14 protein-coding genes are annotated in these 20,091 nt (G+C 62.0%); 4 read left to right on the plus strand and 10 right to left on the minus strand.

The window, feature by feature from the left end:
• Positions 1–133 precede the first annotated feature (133 nt).
• The 9 genes from HBO19_RS19405 to glnE form a co-directional block, all read right to left on the minus strand.
• The gene (locus tag HBO19_RS19405; RefSeq protein ID WP_170058105.1) at positions 134–445 is read right to left on the minus strand and encodes a hypothetical protein; all 312 of its coding nucleotides are present in this window, start codon (positions 443–445) and stop codon (positions 134–136) included.
• Between the two features lie 209 nt (positions 446–654).
• On the minus strand, positions 655–2,106 hold the full coding sequence (locus HBO19_RS19410) for a lipopolysaccharide kinase InaA family protein (protein WP_170042421.1): 1,452 nt from the start codon (positions 2,104–2,106) through the stop codon (positions 655–657).
• Complete coding sequence (locus tag HBO19_RS19415) at positions 2,106–2,858, minus strand: lipopolysaccharide kinase InaA family protein (RefSeq protein WP_169952293.1); 753 nt, start codon at positions 2,856–2,858, stop codon at positions 2,106–2,108. The genes HBO19_RS19410 and HBO19_RS19415 overlap by 1 nt, the downstream gene beginning before the upstream one ends.
• A complete protein-coding gene (locus HBO19_RS19420; protein WP_170042419.1) occupies positions 2,855–3,589 on the minus strand; it encodes a lipopolysaccharide kinase InaA family protein in 735 nt (244 codons plus the stop codon). The genes HBO19_RS19415 and HBO19_RS19420 overlap by 4 nt, the downstream gene beginning before the upstream one ends.
• Positions 3,589–4,395, minus strand: a complete 807-nt coding sequence (gene rfaP / locus HBO19_RS19425; RefSeq protein WP_169952297.1) for a lipopolysaccharide core heptose(I) kinase RfaP — start codon at positions 4,393–4,395, stop codon at positions 3,589–3,591. The genes HBO19_RS19420 and rfaP overlap by 1 nt, the downstream gene beginning before the upstream one ends.
• Positions 4,395–5,516: a glycosyltransferase family 4 protein gene (locus HBO19_RS19430; RefSeq protein ID WP_170058106.1), complete on the minus strand. Its 1,122-nt coding sequence runs from the start codon at positions 5,514–5,516 to the stop codon at positions 4,395–4,397. Before HBO19_RS19430 ends, rfaP begins: the two co-directional genes overlap by 1 nt.
• A complete protein-coding gene (gene waaC, locus HBO19_RS19435) occupies positions 5,516–6,577 on the minus strand; it encodes a lipopolysaccharide heptosyltransferase I (RefSeq protein WP_170058107.1) in 1,062 nt (353 codons plus the stop codon). Before waaC ends, HBO19_RS19430 begins: the two co-directional genes overlap by 1 nt.
• Before the next feature lies 1 nt (position 6,578).
• A complete protein-coding gene (gene waaF / locus HBO19_RS19440) occupies positions 6,579–7,613 on the minus strand; it encodes a lipopolysaccharide heptosyltransferase II (protein WP_169952302.1) in 1,035 nt (344 codons plus the stop codon).
• A 198-nt stretch (positions 7,614–7,811) separates the two neighbouring features.
• A complete protein-coding gene (gene glnE / locus HBO19_RS19445; RefSeq protein WP_170058108.1) occupies positions 7,812–10,751 on the minus strand; it encodes a bifunctional [glutamate--ammonia ligase]-adenylyl-L-tyrosine phosphorylase/[glutamate--ammonia-ligase] adenylyltransferase in 2,940 nt (979 codons plus the stop codon).
• Between the two features lie 383 nt (positions 10,752–11,134).
• Between glnE and aceE the strand changes: the two genes are divergently transcribed.
• The 4 genes from aceE to msrA all read left to right on the plus strand — a co-directional run bounded on the left by aceE (position 11,135) and on the right by msrA (position 19,152).
• Positions 11,135–13,780, plus strand: a complete 2,646-nt coding sequence (gene aceE / locus HBO19_RS19450; protein ID WP_169952306.1) for a pyruvate dehydrogenase (acetyl-transferring), homodimeric type — start codon at positions 11,135–11,137, stop codon at positions 13,778–13,780.
• An 11-nt stretch (positions 13,781–13,791) separates the two neighbouring features.
• Positions 13,792–15,435, plus strand: coding sequence for a dihydrolipoyllysine-residue acetyltransferase (aceF, locus tag HBO19_RS19455; RefSeq protein WP_170058109.1), 1,644 nt, complete (start codon positions 13,792–13,794; stop codon positions 15,433–15,435).
• 311 nt (positions 15,436–15,746) lie between these two features.
• The gene (locus HBO19_RS19460; RefSeq protein ID WP_170058110.1) at positions 15,747–18,437 is read left to right on the plus strand and encodes a GGDEF and EAL domain-containing protein; all 2,691 of its coding nucleotides are present in this window, start codon (positions 15,747–15,749) and stop codon (positions 18,435–18,437) included.
• 67 nt (positions 18,438–18,504) lie between these two features.
• Positions 18,505–19,152, plus strand: a complete 648-nt coding sequence (gene msrA, locus HBO19_RS19465; protein ID WP_169952312.1) for a peptide-methionine (S)-S-oxide reductase MsrA — start codon at positions 18,505–18,507, stop codon at positions 19,150–19,152.
• A gap of 96 nt (positions 19,153–19,248) precedes the next feature.
• Here the strand turns inward: msrA and rlmJ are convergent, their stop codons facing one another.
• On the minus strand, positions 19,249–20,085 hold the full coding sequence (gene rlmJ, locus HBO19_RS19470; protein ID WP_170058111.1) for a 23S rRNA (adenine(2030)-N(6))-methyltransferase RlmJ: 837 nt from the start codon (positions 20,083–20,085) through the stop codon (positions 19,249–19,251).
• Positions 20,086–20,091: the final 6 nt, after the last annotated feature.

Genomic DNA, 20,091 nt, shown 5'->3' on the forward strand with positions numbered 1-20,091 from the left:
CAAATAACATTGCCCATTTGGCTCCCACATTAATAACAGACACTTCCTATAACCCAGCCGCCACACTTTGGAAAAGCACCCACCAAAATCATAAAGAACTATAAACGCAAACACCTACTCAACTTTTGAGCAATCACCCATCAGCCTTTAATTGCCACTCTCCATTAGCCCCGTAAACCAGTTCATGATCTATGGGCTCTCGATAGGGATCACCAAAGTTCACATAACCGCCATCACCTTTGCCATTAGAGGCGGTTGGCTGCCATTCCTGGGTATCGGCGTTAAAAAATTCGGCGTCATCACCAGCGGTTGTGTCCTTTGGATTGCGGACACCCGACTGCACTTTATCTATCGGACTTGTTGGATTCACCGGATCTATCGGCTTATTTTTACCGGCCAGATCACTGTAAAAAGAAAACGGTTGAAAACCTGTTATCGAAGTCATTTGCACACTCCCGGAATTAACATTTCGATCACTCAACAAACATCTATATAAGATATTTTTATCAAGCGTCGATACAACCTATTAACCCCAACGAACAATGTCCAGAGCACTACTTAATCAAAATATTAAGTAATGCCCCTTGCCTTCGAAAACACTGTGACTTCCCAGACCTGAAAAAATCGCTACGACTTATGACGGCCTCACGCGGATCACCTAGCTAACGCGCTCACCTTGGGCAAGCGCTGATCAATCACGCGATACAAAGCACTATCAGCCGGCCAGTTGCGCATAAACCGCGCACGGTCCTTGGCAAACGCCGGCGCGAAGCTGCTCAGCGAGCCATGCTGACACATCGAATCCAGATCAATCAGCACCCAACGCCCTCCCTGCCAGAACAGGTTGCGCCCCTTGAAGTCGCCATGGCTGATCCGCTCGCGAATCAGTTCGCCAAACAGGCGCTCCAGGGCCAGCAGTTCAGGCTCGGGCACCTCGCCGCTGTCCACGTAAGGGGCCAGGTGCTCGATCAGGTCGGGCCCGGACAGGTGCTCGGTGACCAGATAAGCCCGGCCGCGCAGCCAGAAAAAGCGTCGTTCCAGAAGCGCCAGGGGCTTGGGCGTGGCAATCCCCAGGAATGTCAGGCGGTTGCCTTCGCTCCAGGCGTGCCAGGCGCGGCTGGGCCTCCAGAAGCGCCTGAGCCAGTGTGTAAAACCCTTGATGTTGTAGCGTTTGATCACCAGCGGCCGCCCCGCGACATCCACCCTGGCCACCGTGGCCGAGGCGCCGGCCTTGTACATCTGGCCCTGGTCGATCAGCCCATCGACCTGTGCCAGTACTGGCAGCAGGGTGGCTTCTTCTTCACGCCGGATCGCCCGCAGCCCAAAGGCCCCGCGCACTACGCTGAACAAGGTGCACTCACGGCCGATCTTGCCCATGAAGTCTTTCAGGCGCCATGCGCGCACTTTGCGCACCTGTTTTTGCAAGGCTTCCAGAGGCAACGCGTGCTCGCCGTTGCTTAACAGGTAGTGCACCAGTAATTCTTCGGTAAACGGTTCGAGGTCGCTCGGTAACTGGGCAAAAAACACCCCGAGGTTTTCCAGCACCCGGTTGCGTGACAGGGGTTTACCCGCCTGCTCGACGCAGATGCCCCCCCCGTCGATCAAATACAGCTTGTCAGCCTGACGCATCAGGTTGTCCAGGTGCAGATCTTCCTGCCACAAACCCTTGGCGTGCATCTGGGCAATCGCACCCAGCGCTTGGGCCAGTACTGCCTGTTGCTCATCGGCCAAGAGCGGCAAGGCTTCGACTGCTGCCCAGGCGTCGGCCAGGCTTTGGGCCCCTTCCAGAAACTCGAACAGCAGCCAGCCACCCTCACCGTCTTGCAGGCCGTCGGCGAGCAACAGCGGGGTAGTGAGGCCTTGCTCGGCGAGCAGGCGCACGCCCTGGAGTTCGCGCTGGAAATGTCGCGCGGCGTTGCTACCCACCAGCAACTTGGCCAGCACCGGCCGGCCGCGCCAGATGGCCGCGCCCACATAACGCTGGCCGGGCAACACCCGCAACAGGCTCAGCAGCTGCAACTGCCCAGGGCCCGCTGCATCCGCCAACTCAATACTCAACGGCAGCGCGGGGGTGCGCCCGGCGTTTTTGAGTTCAGACAGCCGCATCAGCGGGCCTCCTTGTGACTGCGGCGCCCCGCCAGGTAAGTTGCCCAGGTATCCACCAGCGAACTGTCGACCGGCTGGTCGAGGTAAGCCGCCAGAAATTGCCGCACCTGCTCTGCGGTCCATGCCCCGGCACGGCGCAGCAGCGGCTCCAGATCCTTGACCCGATCACGCCGGCCCAGCAACAGCGGCCGGGTTTTTTCCAGGTCGATCAACTGCGCCGCGTAACCGTCGCCGGTGGCCTGCAGGAAGATGTGCTTGGGGTAAAAACAGCCATGCACCTGGCCGACACCATGGAGCTTGCGCGCCAATTGGCCGCAGGCCACGAGGATTGCGTGGTGCTGGGCTTCGCTCAGGGCCGGCCACTGCTCCAGGAGTGAATCCAGGTCATTCCAGCCATCCAGCGCGCGGGTCAGCAGCAAGGCGCGGTATTCGCCGGCAACTTTGCGCTCGCCATAAAAGGCGGCCTGCAAGGCTGGGATCGCCTTCTGCCGATAGCGGCTGATATTGCGAAACTCGCGGGCAAAGGTTGGCTCGCCAAACGGCCGATGCAGGGTGCGCGTCAGGTAGTTGCTCTGGCGCTTGAGGTAGAAGCCACGGCCCTCCAGCTCCAGGCGGAACACACTGCTCCAGCCGCCGCGACTGGTGTTGGGCTCGTCCACTGCATCCAGTTGCCTGGCCCACAGGGCATCGAAGTCAGCCAGGCCATTGCGCTCCAGCAAGGCCCGGTCTTCAGTTGCCAGGAAGTCGTTCATTCGCGTCCCTCGAAAAACTTCAGCACATGGCGGATCCGCTGTTTATCCGATGTGTTCAGGTGCTTGCGCCGACGATATTGCATGTAGAAGCGTAGGCGCTGGGTGGCCGACAAGTGGTATTTGGCGACCTTGTCCAGGCACGCCAAGTCCTTGGTGATCCGGTATTTGAGCCAGAAGCCGCGCCAAAAGTCGCCGTTGGGGCAGTCGATCAGGTACAGGGTTTGCTGGTCGTCGATCAACAGGTTGCGCCACTTCAAATCGTTGTGGGTAAACCGGTGGTCGTGCATGGTCCGGGTGTATTCGGCGAGCTGGCGGCTGACCTTGTCGACCCACGCCGGGTCGGACAATTGCGGGTCCTTGCGTTCGGCCAGGGCCGCCAGGTCTTCAGTGCGCGGCAACTCGCGGGTGATCATCGCCCCACGGTCATAGGCCAGGCCCTTGCGCTCCAGGCCCCAGGCCACGACTTCGGCCGTGGGGATGCCCCACTTGGCGAAGCGCTTGAGGTTCTGCCATTCGGACTTGACCCGTGGCTTGCCCAGGTAACGCCGCAAGCCTTTGCCGGCGCCGGTGTAGCGCTTGACGTAGTAGTTGACCCCACCGCGCTCCACGCGAATCACTTCGGACAGTGGGTCTCGGGTCAGCCGCTCGCCTTGCAGGGCGAACACCGCGTCGAGGCTACCAAAATCGTCCACAAGCTCCGAGTAAGCAGGTTCCAGGTTCCAACCCGCCATCAGAGCGCGCCTCCGTAGCGGATTTTACGGTCATAGAGTTTGCTGGCCTTGCGCTCCAGCCACTGCAGCAACGCGCCTTCCTCGGCCAGGATCTGGCGCAGGGGCTGCTGGAAGTAGCCCTTGAGGAAGCGCAATTTGTCGCGGCGGGTCAGGCCGATATCCAGGATCGAAAAATACAGGGCCGCCAGGTCCTTGTTGCGCCAGCGCTGACTGATGCGCGGCCGCACCTGGGCGCGGTGCAGGTCGATCACCGACAGCTTGAAGTCATCGGCCGTCACCGGCTTGTCGGTGTGCAGCAGGAAGTGGCAGATGTAGCAGTCACGATGGTTGACGCCGGCGCGATGCATCATCCCGGTCATGCGCGCCACTTCGGCAATCAGCGCGCGCTTGAGACGCGGCTCGGGCGGCTGCTTGAGCCAGTCCATGCTCAAGTCTTCCAGGCTGATGGTCGGCGCCAGCTCTTGGGTGACAATAAAGGAATGCTGGTCGGCCGGGTTGGCGCCACGTTCGCCGTAGGCCACGGCGGTCATGGTCGGGACGCCCACTTCGTGCAGGCGCTGGATCGCCTGCCACTCCTGCCCGGCGCCCAGCACCGGCAATTTGGCGGTGAACAGGTTCTTGAAGATTTCACCCCAGCCGATGCCACGGTGGATTTTCACAAAGTAGCCGCGTCCATCCACCTCGGTGCGCAAGGTGCGACGGGCTTCCAGTTCACGGTAAACCTCACCCTCCAACAGCTCGACTTCGGCGAACGCATCGCGCCCGGCCCAAAGGCTCTTGAACGGTTCGGCAAGAATCAACTTCATCAGTGTTGCTCCGCCAGAATTACATCCGCAGCGTGCTGCGGCATGCTATAGAGGTCGGCCGTCTCGGCGAAGGCCAGACCATTGCGGCTCCAGGCCGCACGTTGCTGCTGATCACTGAGCATCCCGGCCAGGTACTGGTTGAGCTGGGCCTGCTCGAAAGGCTCGTCAAGCACACGCCCGCAATCGGCCTCGCTGATGTAATGGGCATAACCACACACCGCCGTGACCAATACCGGCAACCCGGCCACCAGGGCTTCGAGCAGCACGGTCCCGGTGTTTTCGTTGTACGCCGGGTGAATCAACAGGTCGGCGCCCAGCAAAAAACGCGGGATATCGCTGCGCCCCTTGAGGAACTGCACATTGTCGCCCAGGCCAAGGGTAGCACTCTGCAATTGGAATACTTTGGGGTCGTCCTGGCCAATTACAAACAGACGGGTGCGCTTTTTCAGGTCTGGCGGCAGTGCGGCCAGTGCCTTGAGGCTGCGATCCACGCCCTTGGTCTTGAAACCCGAGCCGATCTGCACCAGCAGCAAGTCATCGTGCGCAAGGTTGAATTCGGCGCGAAAGCCTGCGCGGATCTCGTCCGCATTCGGCGGCGCCCGACGGTCCTGGGCGATACCCGGCGGCAGCAGGTGGAAGCGCGCCAGCGGCGTGTCGTAGTGCTTGATAAACAGCGGCTGCTGGACCTCGGAGATCATCAGCACTTGGGTCTTGGCGTCCTTGGCAAACACCGCCCGCTCGTACTCGGCAAAGTGCCGGTAGCGGCCGAAGCTGCGATACAGCGAGTGCCGCAGGTTCTGCGCCTTGTCTTCAAAACAGCCGTCTGCCGCGTAGTACACATCCAGGCCAGGCATTTTGTTGAAGCCGATCAAGCGGTCCACCGGGCGCTTGGCCAGGTCGGCCTGCATCCAGGCGGTCAACTTCTCGTTGCGCCGATGGTTGAAGAACGCCTTGACCGGCGCCACCAGCACTTCAAAACCTTGGGGCACGTCGCCTTCCCAGATCAGGGTGTAGACACGGATCTGGTGGCCGCGCTGCTGGCACTCCAGGGCGATGCGCATGAAATCGCGCTGCAAGCCACCAAAGGGGAAATATTTGTACAGTACAAATGCCAGTTGCATCAGTGCAGCTCCTCAGCCAATAACAACGTGCTCAGTCGGCTGGCCACACGCTCAGGGTTCAGGCGAGTGAAGCACAACGGCCACTCGCGCTTGAGATCAAACCGGCGCTGGTCTTCAGCGGTCGGTTGGTAGGTGCATTTCTTTTGCAGGCAGGGCGCGCAGGGGAAATCGCTGCCCAGATGGATCTGCGCCTTGCCGTATGCACCGGTCAGGCCCGGATTGGTCGGGCCGAACAGGGAAATTGTCGGCACATCCAGCGCGGCGGCCAGGTGCCCGAGGCCGGTATCCACCGCCACACAGGCCCTGGCGCCGGCCAGTACCCGCGCCACACCGGCCAGGTTCAGCTTGGGCAGCACCTCGGCGTTGGCCAGGCCTTGGGCCAGGCGCTCGGCGCGGGCTTTTTCGGCGGCATTGCCCCATGGCAACTTCACGTCCACCCCCAGGCTGCCCATGCGTTCGGCCAGGTCACGCCAATAGGCTTCGGGCCAGTGCTTGGTGTCCCAGGTGGTGCCGTGCAGCAGCAGCACAAAGGGCTTCTTCGGCGGCAGGCCCAGCAGTTTTTCGGTGCTCAGGCCGTAATCCCCCAAGCCTTTGGGCAGGTCATAGCCCAGGGCTACGGCGAACAACTGGCGCAGGCGCTCCACTGCATGCTGCCCACGCGCAACCGCCAGGCGCCGGGAATAGAAGCGCGCGGCGATGGGTTCGCGGGCTGAATTTTTGTCAAAGCCCGCCACCGGCGCCCGCACATAGCGGGTCAGCCAGGCGCTTTTCAGCAGGCCCTGGGCGTCGATCACCAGGTCGTACTTGGTCGATTGGATCTGCTTCTTGAAGCGGCGCCATTCGCCGCTCTTGAAGGTCTGCCAGAGGTTCTTGCGCCAGCGGCGAATCGCCACTGGGATCACCTTGTCCACCGCCGGATGCCAGGTGGGGATTTCGGCGAAGCCTTCTTCCACCACCCAGTCGAAACGGATCCCCGGGATCGCCCGGGCCGCGTCGGTCAATGCCGGCAAGGCGTGGATCACATCGCCCAGGGATGAGGTCTTGATTACCAGTACCCGCAACTCAGTGAACCTCGACCACGTTGCCCTGCAAGCGCTGCAAGGCTTGGGCTACCGAGTCGGGCAGCAACTGGCGCAGGCAGTTGTAGTGGCCGAAACGGCAGGTGCGGTCAAAGCACGGGCTGCACTCCAGGCCCAGGCGCACCACCTCGACCTTGTCGGCCAACGGCGGCGTGAAGCCTGGCGAGGTGGAACCGTACACCGCCACCAGCGGGCGATTCAGCGCGGCGGCCACGTGCATCAGGCCAGAGTCGTTGGACACCACCGAGTCGGCACAGGACAGCAGGTCGATCGCCTCGGCCAGGGACGTATCGCCACTGAGGTTGACCGCTTCTTCGCGCAGGCCGGGGATCAGGCGCTGGCGGATGTCCTCGCCCACCGAATGATCGTTTTTCGAGCCAAACAGCCAGACTTGCCAGCCTTCGCGGATTTTCAGCTCGGCAACCTTCGCATAATGCTCCGACGGCCAGCGCTTGGACTCGCCAAACTCGGCGCCTGGGCACAGTGCCAGCACCGGGCGGTCGAGGCTCAGGCCGAACTTGGCCAGGGCTGCATCGCGGGTGACCGGGTCGATTTGCAGGCTCGGCCGTGGATACGGTGTCGGCAGCTCGGCATTGGCCGCATAGGCCAGGGCCATGAAGCGCTCGATCATCAGCGGGTAGCGGGCCTTGTCGAGCTTGCGCACGTCGTTGAGCAGGCCATAACGGAACTCGCCGCGCCAGCCGGTACGCTTGGGGATGCCGGCGAAGAACGGCACCAGGGCCGACTTCATCGAGTTGGGCAGCAGGATCGCCTGGTCGTACTGGCCGGCCAGGGACTTGCCGATCCGCCGCCGGGTCGCCAGTTCCAGCGCGCCATGGCCGAGCGGGAAGCTCAAGGCCTGCCGTACTTCGGGCATGCGCTCCAGGATCGGCCGGCTCCACTCGGGGGCGAGCACGTCGATTTGGCAGTCGGGATGACGCTGTTTCAGGCACTGGAACAGTGTCTGCGCCATCACCATGTCACCGACCCAACTGGGCCCAACGATCAGAATATTCATGTAGTTTCCACAAACGATTCGGGGAGGCTCATGCCTCCCCGCCTCGATAATTACTGTAGGTCACGGTGTGTGGGGGAGCGTGCTTGCCCGCGATAGCATCACCGCGTGCTGTCAGCCAGACCGCAGCGCCTGCATCGCGGGCAAGCCCGCTCCCACATAAAGCCGGTCTCCACATTCAATTGGGGTCGCTGTAGTGTTTTAGCTTAACCCCAGTTCTTGCCAGATCCGTTTCACCTGGCGCCGTTCGTCAGCAAACTGATCCCCGGCAACCACCCCCGCCTCGTTCTGCAAGGCCTGGCGATGAGCCGCCGAGCGGTAGGCCTTATACACCTCACGCAACAGGTGGGCATCGGCGGCGGGCATCAGCCCGACCTGCTCCAGGCCTTCCAGGATGCGGATATTGTCGGTGTAGCGCAGTAACGATGGATGCTGCGCAGACCACGCCAAAGCGGCGTATTGCACCATAAATTCAATATCGACGATACCTCCGGCGTCCTGCTTGAGATCGAACAGCGCCGTGGGCTCGAAGGCGTTCGCCGCCGTGCCGGCCCCGGTCGACTTGGTGCCCAGGTTATCGCGCATCTTGGCACGCATCTCGCTGACCTCCTGGCGCAGCTTCGCCAGGTCCTGCGTGCGGCCCAATACCTGCGCGCGCACGTCTTCAAACGCGCGGCCCACGTCCTGGCTGCCGACCAGCACCCGCGCCCGCACCAGGGCTTGATGTTCCCAGGTCCAGGCCTCGTTTTCCTGATAACGGGCAAAAGCCCCCAGGGAGCTGACCAGCAGCCCGGATGCGCCAGAAGGTCGCAGGCGCATGTCCACTTCGTACAATTGCCCGGAGTTGGTCTGGGTGGTCAGCAGGTGAATGATGCGCTGGCCCAGGCGAGTAAAGAACTGCGCGCCATCGATCGGCTTGGCGCCGTCGGTTTCGGCCTGCGGGTCACCATCGTGGATAAACACCAGGTCCAGGTCCGAGCCATGCCCCAGCTCGATCCCGCCGACCTTGCCATAGCCGACGATGATAAATCCGGGGTCGCACAGGGTGCCGTCCAGGCGTTGCGGCGTGCCGTGGCGCGCCACGGTCTGGCGCCAGGCCAGGGCCAGCACCTGCTCCAGAATGGCCTCGGCGAGCCAGGTCAGGTAATCGCTGACCTTCATCAGCGGCAGGCTGCCGGCGATTTCCGAAGCGGCGACCCGCAGGCGGTGCGCCAACTTGAAGTGGCGCAGGGCTTCCATCTGCTGCTCAAGGTCATCTTCGGGGATGCGCGTGAGGCGCTCGCGCAGTTCGGCGGCCAGTTCCGGCGCCAAGGGCGGCTTGAACAGGCGGCCTTCGTTGAGCAATTCGTCCAGCAGCAGCGGGAAGCGGGTGATCTGCTCGGCAATCCACGGGCTGGCGGCGCACAGGGTCAACAGCCGACGCAGGGCGTCAGGGTTTTCCGTCAACAGCACCAGATACGCAGAACGCCGCGCGACAGCTTCTACCAGCGGCAGTACGCGCTCCAGCACCAGGTCCGGGTTGGCGTGTTCGACGGCCTGGGCCAGCAGGCGCGGGATAAACGCATCCAGGCGCTCACGTCCCAGGCGCTGCATCGCCCGCAGTTGCGGGCTGCCGCGCAGGCTGGCCAGGGCTTTCAGGGCCTTGGGCGCATCGGCAAAGCCGCCTTCGGCCAATTGGCGACAGGCGGCCTCCTCATTTTGGGATTCTTCCCACAAGGGCAGCCACTCGCCGCCGACCACCAATTCGCTTTCCACCCCCTCCTCTTCGTCCGGATCAGCGATCACCTGGCGGAAATGCCAATCCACCCGGCCACGCCAGTACATCAACTGCCCGTGGAACGCGGTCCAGTCGGCAAAGCCCAGCATGAACGCGATCCGCGCCTGGTCTTCATCACTGTGGGGCAACATCTGGGTCTGGCGGTCGGCGATGGCCTGGATCGCATGTTCGGTGTAGCGCAGGAACTCATAGCCGCTGCGCAACTCGGCAATCACCGCCGGCGGCAGGTAGCCCTGGCCTTCCAGGGTGCCCAGCACCTTCAGCAAAGGCCGCTGTTGCAGGCTCAGGTCGCGGCCGCCGTGAATCAGCTGGAACGCCTGGGCGATAAATTCCACCTCACGGATGCCGCCCGCGCCCAGCTTGATGTTGTCGGCCATGCCCTTGCGCCGCACTTCCTGCTGGATCAACTGCTTCATGGTGCGCAGCGCTTCGATCGCAGAAAAGTCCAGGTAGCGTCGATAGACGAACGGGCGCAACAGGTCGAGCAATTGCGCGCCGGCCACCTGGTCGCCGGCCACCACCCGCGCCTTGATCATCGCGTAGCGTTCCCAGTCGCGGCCCTGATCCTGGTAGTACTGCTCCAAGGCATTGAAACTCAGCACCAGCGCCCCGGCGGAACCGTAGGGCCGCAGGCGCATGTCGACCCGGAACACAAAGCCGTCGACGGTCATCGGGTCCAGGGCCTTGATCAATTTCTGGCCCAGGCGGATGAAGAATTCCTGGTTGTCCAGGGCACGCTTGGCCCCCACGGTCTCGCCGCCCTCGGGGTAGGCAAAGATCAAGTCGATGTCCGACGACAGGTTCAACTCCACCGCGCCCAGCTTGCCCATGCCGAGGATGACCATCTGCTGCGGCTCGCCGCTACGCCCGCCGGTGGGCGTGCCGAATTGCGCGCAGTGGCGCTGGTACAGCCACTGGTAAGCCTGGTCGATGCTGGCGTCGGCCATGTCCGACAGGTCGCGGCAGGTCTGCACCAGGTCCGCCTGTCGGGTCAGGTCGCGCCAGATGATGCGCACTTGCTGGCGGGTGCGCTGGCGGCGCAGCACGCGACCCAGTTCGTCTTCTGTTTGCGCCTGTTGCACGGCTGCGGCAATCTGCCCACACAGCTCATCGGGCGCAAAGCCCCGATCCAGCTCGCCCCAGGCCACCAGCTCAAGCAACATCAAAGGGTCACGAACACTCTGTTCAATCACAAAGTCACTGGCGGCGCACACCCGGGCGAAGTCGGCCCAACGTTGCGGCGTCCACGCGGACAGGCCATGATCGGCATCCAGCATGGCCACCGCGTCACGAAATGACTGCTCGGCCCGGCTGGCAAATGGCAACAGAATGGCTGGGAGTTCAACCAGCATTGGAAGGCTCATGGTCTATCCTTGATCGGCGCGTAAATGACTTGTAGCTGTGAACGCAAGAACCACGCTCGATGAAGGACTGTCGAACAAAGGTTAGAAATAGCTGAAAATTCTTTAATTTTGGCAGGCAACATTAAACTTCTACCTTTTCTTGTTCGCAAAAGATCAACAATAACGATTATGCTCACCAGCCAGACCGAGCCATACGCTCAGTCTTGTGTAGTTTTACTACTCGTATATACATTCGAAAGGCTGAAATGGCCGACGATTTGTAGTAAAACTACAGGACGCCGAAGCAACCTTCGGCCATCCAAGAATTTATGTCGTCTGCCCACAAGGCCAGTCGCAAACTTCAGGCAACCGATTCTGGTAGCCTTTCCGCCCTGGAGCAAGCCATGCAAGACCTCGATCCCGTCGAAACCCAGGAATGGCTGGACGCCCTGGAATCGGTTCTCGACAAAGAAGGCGAAGACCGTGCGCATTACCTGATGACCCGTATGGGCGAACTCGCGACCCGCAGCGGCTCGCAACTGCCCTACGCCATCACCACGCCATACCGCAACACCATCCCCGTTACCCACGAAGCACGCATGCCTGGCGACCTGTTCATGGAACGCCGCATTCGCTCGCTGGTACGCTGGAACGCGATGGCGATGGTTATGCGCACGAACTTGAAAGATTCTGACCTGGGCGGTCACATCTCCAGCTTCGCTTCCAGCGCAACCCTGTATGACATCGGCTTCAACTACTTCTTCCAGGCCCCGACCGAAGAACACGGCGGCGACCTGATCTACTTCCAGGGCCACACCTCGCCAGGCGTCTACGCCCGTGCGTTCATGGAAGGTCGCATCACCGAAGACCAGATGAACAACTTCCGCCAGGAAGTCGACGGTGGCGGCCTGTCGTCGTACCCGCACCCTTGGCTGATGCCTGACTTCTGGCAGTTCCCGACTGTATCCATGGGCCTGGGCCCGATCCAGGCGATCTACCAGGCACGCTTCATGAAGTACCTGGAAGCCCGTGGCTTCATCCCCGAAGGCAAGCAGAAAGTCTGGTGCTTCCTGGGCGACGGCGAGTGCGACGAGCCGGAATCCCTGGGCGCCATCTCCCTGGCCGGCCGCGAGAAGCTGGACAACCTGATCTTCGTCATCAACTGCAACCTGCAGCGCCTCGACGGCCCGGTTCGCGGCAACGGCAAGATCATCCAGGAACTCGAAGGCGTGTTCCGCGGTGCCCAATGGAACGTGACCAAAGTCATCTGGGGCCGTTTCTGGGACCCACTGCTGGCCAAGGACGTCGACGGCATCCTGCAACGCCGCATGGACGAAGTCATCGACGGCGAGTACCAGAACTACAAGGCCAAAGACGGCGCGTTCGTACGTGAACACTTCTTCAACACGCCTGAACTCAAGGCGATGGTTGCCGACCTGTCCGACGACGAGATCTGGAAACTCAACCGTGGCGGCCACGACCCGTACAAGGTCTACGCGGCATACCACGAAGCGGTCAACCACAAAGAACAACCGACCGTCATCCTGGCCAAGACCATCAAGGGTTATGGCACCGGTGCCGGCGAAGCGAAGAACACTGCGCACAACACCAAGAAAGTCGACGTCGACAGCCTGAAGTTGTTCCGCGACCGCTTCGACATCCCGGTCAAGGACGAAGAGCTGGAGAACCTGCCGTTCTTCAAGCCCGAGCCAAACAGCGCCGAAGCCCGCTACCTCAGCGAGCGTCGCACTGCACTGGGCGGTTTCGTGCCACAGCGCCGCGCCCAGAGCTTCAGCGTACCGACGCCACCACTCGATACCCTCAAGGCTATCCTGGACGGCTCGGGCGACCGTGAGATCTCCACCACCATGGCCTTCGTGCGGATCCTCGCGCAGCTGGTCAAGGACAAGGAAATCGGCCCGCGCATCGTCCCGATCATCCCGGACGAAGCCCGTACCTTCGGTATGGAAGGCATGTTCCGCCAGTTGGGCATCTACTCCTCCGTCGGCCAGCTCTACGAGCCAGTCGATAAAGACCAGGTGATGTTCTACAAGGAAGACAAGAAGGGCCAGATCCTCGAAGAAGGCATCAACGAAGCGGGCGCAATGAGCTCCTTCATCGCTGCCGGTACTTCGTACTCCAGCCACAACCAGCCGATGCTGCCGTTCTACATCTTCTACTCGATGTTCGGCTTCCAGCGTATTGGCGACCTGGCCTGGGCAGCAGGCGACAGCCGTACCCGTGGTTTCCTGATCGGCGGTACTGCCGGGCGGACCACGCTGAACGGCGAAGGCCTGCAACACGAAGACGGTCACAGCCACATCCTGGCTGCCACCATCCCGAACTGCCGCACCTTTGATCCAACCTACGGCTACGAGCTGGCGGTGATCATCCAGGACGGCATGAAGAAGATGACCGAAGAGCAGCAGGACGTTTTCTACTACATCACCGTGATGAACGAGTCCTACCAGCAACCAGCCATGCCGGCCGGTGTTGAAGAAGGCATCATCAAGGGCATGTACCTGCTCGAAGAAGACACCAAGGAAGCGGCACACCACGTCCAGCTGATGGGCTCCGGCACCATCCTGCGCGAAGTGCGTGAAGCGGCGAAGATCCTGCGTGAAGAGTTCAACGTCGGTGCTGACGTATGGAGCGTTACCAGCTTCAACGAACTGCGTCGCGACGGCCTGGCCGTGGAACGCAGCAACCGCCTGCACCCAGGCCAGAAGCCTGCGCGCAGCTACGTCGAAGAGTGCCTGACCGGCCGTAAAGGTCCAGTCATCGCCTCTACCGACTACATGAAACTGTTTGCTGAACAAATTCGCCAGTGGGTCCCGTCCAAGGAATTCAAAGTCCTGGGCACCGACGGTTTCGGCCGCAGTGACAGCCGCAAGAAGCTGCGTCACTTCTTCGAGGTCGACCGTCACTTCGTGGTGTTGGCAGCCCTGGAAGCCTTGGCTGACCGTGGTGAAATCGAACCCAAGGTGGTAGCAGACGCTATCGTCAAGTTCGGGATCAACCCGGAAAAACGCAACCCACTGGACTGCTGAGGAGATTTTTTGTGAGCGAACTCATTCGCGTACCTGACATCGGCAGCGGTGAAGGTGAAGTAATCGAGCTGTTTGTAAAGGTCGGCGACACCGTCGAAGCCGACCAGAGCATCCTGACCCTGGAGTCGGACAAGGCGAGCATGGAAATCCCTGCTCCCAAGGCTGGCGTGGTCAAGAGCCTGAAAGTGAAGCTGGGCGACCGCCTGAAAGAAGGCGACGAACTGCTGGAGCTGGAAATCGAAGGTGCCGCTGATGCGGCCCCGGCGGCGGCGCCTGCTGCCGCTGCTGCACCGGTGCAGGCTGAAAAGCCAGCGGCGGCTGCCGAGGCCCCTGCGGCCCCGGCCGCTGCACCGGCGGCGGCGACTGTCCAGGACATTCACGTCCCGGACATCGGTTCGTCGGGCAAGGCCAAGATCATCGAGCTGCTGGTCAAGGTCGGCGACACTGTCGAAGCCGACCAGTCGCTGATCACCCTGGAGTCCGACAAGGCCTCCATGGAAATCCCATCGCCGGCTGCCGGCGTCGTGGAAAGCATCGCGGTCAAGCTCGAAGACGAAGTCGGCACTGGCGACTTCATCCTCAAGCTGAAAGTACAAGGCGCTGCGCCTGCTGCTGCCCCGGCGCCGGCCGCTGCTCCTGCTGCCAAGGCTGAAGCTGCACCGGCTGCCGCCGCCCCGGCTCCTGCGGCAAAAGCCGAGGCCGCACCGGCCCCGGCGGCTGCCCCAGCGCCAAGTGGTGCCAAGGCTCACGCCGGCCCTGCCGTGCGTCAACTGGCCCGTGAGTTCGGCGTCGAACTGAGCGCTGTCAGCCCTACCGGCCCACACGGTCGTGTGCTCAAGGAAGACGTGCAGGTCTACGTCAAATCCATGATGCAGAAGGCCAAGGAAGCTCCGGCTGCCGGCGCTGCTACCGGTGGCTCGGGCATTCCGCCGATCCGCACCGTAGACTTCAGCCGCTTCGGCGAAATCGAAGAAGTGCCGATGACGCGCCTGATGCAAATCGGCGCAGCCGGTCTGCACGCCAGCTGGCTGAACATTCCGCACGTGACCCAGTTCGACCAGGCCGACATTACCGACCTGGAAGCTTTCCGCGTTGCGCAGAAAGCCGTGGCCGAAAAGGCCGGCGTGAAACTGACCGTGCTGCCACTGCTGCTCAAGGCCTGCGCGCACCTGCTCAAGGAACTGCCGGACTTCAACAGTTCGCTGGCACCAAGCGGCAAGGCGATCATTCGTAAGAAATACGTGCACATCGGCTTCGCGGTCGACACCCCGGATGGCCTGCTGGTACCGGTCATCAAGAACGTCGACCAGAAGAGCCTGCTGCAACTGGCTGGCGAAGCGGCTGCACTGGCTGCCAAGGCCCGCGACAAGAAGCTGACTCCGGACGACATGCAAGGCGCCTGCTTCACCATCTCCAGCCTCGGGCACATTGGCGGTACTGGCTTCACGCCAATCGTCAACGCGCCGGAAGTGGCGATCCTTGGTGTTTCCAAGGCCACCATCCAGCCTGTGTGGGACGGCAAGGCCTTCCAGCCGAAGCTGATGCTGCCACTGTCGCTGTCCTACGATCACCGTGTGATCAATGGCGCGGCCGCTGCACGCTTCACCCAGCGCCTGAGCCAGTTGCTCAACGACATCCGCACCATCCTGCTGTAAGCCGCAGCAGCCTCCCCTTCACCGGGGAGGCTGGTTGCAACGATTTCCGAGCGCCACGCTCGTACCTCAACCCCGCCAATTTGGCGGGGCTTTTTTTGCCTGTGGTTTGCAGGAGCCGGCTCCTACAGGGAATCGACAGACCATCTATCAGGCCGACTGTAGAAAACCGCCCTGCGGCCGATAACCCACTTATAGCACTTAGCCTTCATCCTCTCTTGTCAGTCCGCGCTGCATGATGCAACCTTGCCGCAGACAGCAGCAAAGAGGGCGATAGCCCGGCGCGATGCGCATTTTTCCAAGCGAGTTCCCCCATGAAAAGCCAACCCGATGTCGCCCGAACGGCGGCCGAGGTCGTGACGCAATTACCGGTGCCTTCGCGCCTCGGTATGCTGCGTTTCGAGCGGCTGAATGAGGCTAGCTGGGCGCTGCTATACCTCGACCCCAATTGTGAACGCCAATTCGGCTTGCCCGCAGTAGAGCTGTGCTCGCTGATCGGCTCGCCCTACGCCAGCCTGATGGAACCCCAGGCGCGCTATCAGTTGCACGACACGATCCAGCAGCAACTGACCACCAGCCCCCATTACCTGGTGCGCTACACCCTGCACACCAACGACGGCCCGCTGAGCCTGCTGGAGGTCGGCGAGGCCTACAAGCAACACAATCGCCACCTGCTGCGCGGCTACCTGATGGTGGTGGACGGTTTATTCAGCAACCTGGCGCCGCTGCCCGCCGCCGACCTGGAAGACCAGAACAGCCGCCTGCAGATCGCCCTGGAGCTCAACCAGCGCGCCCAACAGGAGCAGTTGCAGCACCTGGAGCGGGTGCGCGCCCAGCAGGAACTGATCCTGCTGCTGGCCCGCCAGCGCTACAGCACCAACAACTCCCTGCAAGAAGCCGCCGAACTGATCACCCGCAGTGCCTGTGACATCTACCAGATCGACTGCGCCAGCATCTGGAACCTCGAAGGCCAGCAGTTGGTGCCGATCTCTGCGTTTCATCGCGCCGACCAGCAACACCATATGCCGGCGCCGATTGATGCCAGTGGCTTCCCGGACTACCTCGAAGCCCTGCAGAGCAGCCGCGCCATCGATGCCGGCAATGCGATGCGCGACCCGCGCACCCGGGACATGGTCGAAAGCCTGCGGCCCATGGACATCCACGCCATGCTCGACGCCAGTATCCGCGTCGATGGCCAGGTGGTGGGCGTACTGTGCCTGGAACAAAGCGCTGGCACCCGGGACTGGTTGTCCGATGAAATCGCCTTTGCCGGCGAATTGGCCGACCAGTTCGCCCAGGTCATCAACAACCATAACCGGCGCACCGCCACCAGCGCCCTGCACCTGTTCCAGCGCGCCGTGGAGCAAAGTGCCAATGCCTTCCTGCTGGTCAATTGCGACGGCGTGGTGGAGTACGTCAACCCCAGTTTCACCGCGATCACCCAGTACAGCACCGAGGAAGTCCACGGCCATCGCCTGGCCCAGTTGCCGGCCCTGGAAAACCTCAGCGAACTGCTGTTCGACGCACCCTCCAGCCTTGCCAAGAGCAACAGTTGGCAGGGCGAGTTCAAGAGCCGGCGCAAAAACCTCGAACCGTACTGGGGCCAGCTGTCGATCTCCAAGGTGTATGGCGACAACCGCGAACTGACCCACTACATCGGCATCTACGAAGACATCACCCAGACCAAGCTGGCCCAGCAGCGTATCGAGCGCCTGGCCTACACCGACAACCTGACCAACCTGGGTAACCGCCCGGCGTTTATCCGCAACCTCGACGAACGCTTCGCCCGCGACAGCGACGCGCCCATCAGCCTGCTGCTGGTGGATATCGACAACTTCAAGCGGATCAACGACAGCCTCGGCCACCAGACCGGCGACAAGCTGCTGATCAGCCTGGCCCGACGCCTGCGCAACAGCCTCAATGCCGGTGGCAGCCTGGCACGCTTTGCCAGTAACGAATTTGCGGTGCTGCTCGACAACGCCGACCTTGAGGCCGGCCAGCAAATGGCCTGCCAGTTGCTGATGACCCTCGACAAACCGATGTTCGTCGACAACCAGTTGATCAGCGTCACCGGCTCCGTGGGCCTGGCCTGCGCGCCGCTGCATGGCCGCGACCCGCAGACCCTGATGCGCAACGCCGGCCTGGCGCTGCACAAGGCCAAGGCCAACGGCAAGCACCAGGTACAGGTGTTTACCGAGGCCCTGAATGCCGAGGCCAGTTACAAACTGTTCGTCGAAAACAACCTGCGCCGCGCCCTGACCCAGAACGAGCTGGACGTGTTCTATCAGCCCAAGCTGTGCCTGCGCAGCGGGCGCCTGCTGGGTATGGAGGCGCTGCTGCGCTGGAACCACCCGGAAAAGGGCATGATCCGCCCGGACCAGTTCATCAGCGTCGCCGAAGAGACCGGCCTGATCATCCCCATCGGCAAATGGATCGCGCGCCAGGCCTGCCGCATGAGCAAGCAGTTGAGCGCCGCCGGCCTGGGCAACCTGCAGGTGGCGATCAACCTGTCGCCCAAGCAGTTTTCCGACCCGGACCTGGTGGCCTCCATCGCCAGCATCCTCAAGGAAGAACAGCTGCCGGCCAACCTGCTGGAGCTGGAGCTGACCGAGGGCCTGCTGCTGGAAGCCACCGAAGACACGCGCCTGCAACTGGACCAGTTGAAGAGCTTTGGCCTGACCCTGGCCATGGATGATTTCGGCACCGGTTACTCGTCCCTCAGTTACCTGAAGAAATTCCCCATCGACATCATCAAGATCGACCGCAGCTTTATCCATGAGATCCCGGACAACCAGGACGACATGGAAATCACCTCAGCAGTGATCGCCATGGCGCACAACCTCAAGCTCAAGGTGGTCGCCGAAGGCATCGAGACCGCCGAACAACTGGCGTTCCTGCGCCGCCATCGGTGCGACGTCGGCCAGGGCTACCTGTTCGACCGGCCAATTCCCGGCTCCGAGTTGCTAGAGAAGCTCAAACGCTATCCGCGCGGGCCAATCGCCTGACAGCGCTGTAACACTCGGGCACACTGGTGGTCTGAACTGTTAACTCAACCTGACGAGAGGACTGATCATGGTCTTGCGCTCGGAAATCCTGGTGAATAAAAACGTGCTGCCTACTGCCGAACAAGCCTTGCCTGGCCGTGAAACCCCGATGAACCTGCCCGAGACGCACTTCGTCAACGGTAACCCGCTGCTGGGCCCGTTTATGGACGATGTGGGCTTTGCGATCTTTGGCCTCGGTTGTTTCTGGGGCGCCGAGCGCAAGTTCTGGCAGCGCGACGGCGTGGTCAGCACGGTGGTCGGCTACGCCGGCGGCTTCACGCCAAACCCGACCTATGAAGAAGTCTGCTCGGGCCTGACCGGCCATAGCGAAGTGGTGCTGGTGGTGTATGACCAGGCCAAGCTCAAGTACGAAGACCTGTTGAAGATGTTCTGGGAACTGCACAACCCGACCCAGGGCATGCGCCAGGGCAATGATATCGGCAGCCAGTATCGCTCGGTGATCTATGCCACCACGCCTGAGCAACTGGACGCGGCGCAGGCCAGTGCACAGGCTTATCAGGAAGAACTGACCAAGGCTGGCCTGGGCGAGATCACCACGCAAATCGACCAGGCGCCAACAGTGTACTTCGCCGAGGCCTACCACCAGCAGTACCTGGCGAAGAACCCGCAGGGTTACTGCGGGATCGGCGGTACTGGCGTGACCTGCCCGATCTGACCTCAAAAGCATCGCGGGCAAGCCCGCTCCCACATGGGATCGCATAACCATGTGGGAGCGGGCTTGCCCGCGATAGCAATCTAAAGAGCGATGCCGTTATTCGGCGATCAACCAATCCATCTGCCAGCCACCCTGGGTCTGCCCCAGTTTCTTTGACAGCCACGGCAGCAGCTCACGCAGTTCCTCCTCCAGCCCCCACGGCGGGTTGGCAATCGCCAGGCCCGAGCCGGTCAGGGTGTTGGGCGTGTCCAGCGGATGCACCAGCAATTCCACACGCAGCAGCTTCGGCGCGCCGGTGCCCGCCAGGTCCTGGTAGAAGCGGCGCAACATGCGCTGATCCTTCACCGGGTACCAGATCGCGGCGACCGTCTGGCGCATGCGACCCACGGCTTCCTTGAGGGAGGCGGCGCAGCGCTGCATCTCGTCGAGTTGCTCGAAGGGTGGGTCGATCAGCATCAACGCGCGCTTTTCCGGCACCGGCAGCAAGGCCCGTGGCACGTGCCAACCTTCGCCCAGATGGACCTTCACACGCCGATCGCCCTTCATGTTGTCCTTGAGCAACACACCGTCTTCGGGGTGTTTTTCGTTGAGCAGTACCCGGTCCTGGGGCCGGGTCAGGCGCCGCGCCAGCTCTGGCGAACCCGGGTAATAGTGCAATTGGCCATCCGGGTTCATCTCGTGCAGCACCCGCATGTAGTCGGCGGTCAGCGCCGGCAGGTCCGCCTCGCCCCACAGGCGGGCGATGCCTTCCAGGTATTCACCGGTGCGGTTGGCCTGGTCGCCTTGCAGGTCGTACAGACCAATCCCGGCGTGGGTGTCGAGATAGGCAAACGGCTGCTCCTTGCGCGACATCAGGGCGATGAGGCGGGTCAAGGTCAGGTGTTTGAAGACATCGGCATGGTTGCCGGCGTGAAAGGCGTGACGATAATTCATGGTTGC

This window comes from Pseudomonas sp. WS 5021, assembly GCF_012985535.1.
Classification (GTDB): Bacteria; Pseudomonadota; Gammaproteobacteria; order Pseudomonadales; family Pseudomonadaceae; genus Aquipseudomonas.